The sequence below is a fragment of the Pseudomonas sp. WS 5010 genome (assembly GCF_012985565.1).
Lineage (GTDB): Bacteria > Pseudomonadota > Gammaproteobacteria > Pseudomonadales > Pseudomonadaceae > Aquipseudomonas.
The window spans coordinates 1-692 of sequence record NZ_JAAQWQ010000030.1 but is presented as its reverse complement, the minus strand read 5'-3'; the positions used below and the strand labels follow the sequence as shown (position 1 = coordinate 692).

General features: G+C 60.4%; 1 protein-coding gene. It reads right to left on the bottom strand.

The genetic code is table 11. The features are described 5' to 3' along the window. Positions 1-117: 117 nt before the first annotated feature. Positions 118-645: a lysis system i-spanin subunit Rz gene (locus HBO11_RS28430; protein ID WP_170059070.1), complete on the bottom strand. Its 528-nt coding sequence runs from the start codon at positions 643-645 to the stop codon at positions 118-120. Positions 646-692: the final 47 nt, after the last annotated feature.

Below are 692 nucleotides of genomic sequence, written 5' to 3'. Positions count from 1 at the left end.
GTGTTAGGCTCGCCCCGCTTTGTGCACGGAGCAGGAGCCTTGACTGGGCTTGCAGGGATGATCTGCGGGTTTGGTGGCCGGGCTGGATGTTGACGCATCCAGCTTCGGCCGCTCCTTTTATTTCGTGTGTGAGACTTCTTTGGCGTAGGCCTGACAGGCTTGCAGCGCGATCAGTCCTTGATCGCCGTCGCCGGTGATTCCGATAATTCGTTGAGCATGCGCTCGGTCAAGTTGGGCTCTCGCAGTTCCATAAACCACGCCGCCGGGGCTGGTGGTGGCTGGCATTCCGTCACTACCAGTTGCGGCGGTGGTGTCGAGTAGGACTGACAGCAGCAGGTCAGCAGTAGCAAGGTGATCACGCAGGCGGGTTTGAGTGGTTTTGGCATCGTTCAGGGCTCGATAGTGGGCTTGGTCACTGGCAGCCAGCCATTGCTCCAGGGCGAGGCGTTTGCCCTGTTCGGCGAGGATCAGCGCTGAGTTGGCATTGGCGAGATGGGTCAGGGTTGTGTGGTGAGCAGCTTCTTGCTTGGCGAGTTTCTTTTCGTAGCCGTTGGCTTGCCACGTCCATGCCGCCCATGCACTGCCCGCCGTAAGGCCGAGTAATAGCAGCAGCACCCCTCCCAACTTCACCGCATCGAGCTTCACGCCAACACCCTCAGCGCACGGGCGTACAGCGCCTGACGATCTGCTGC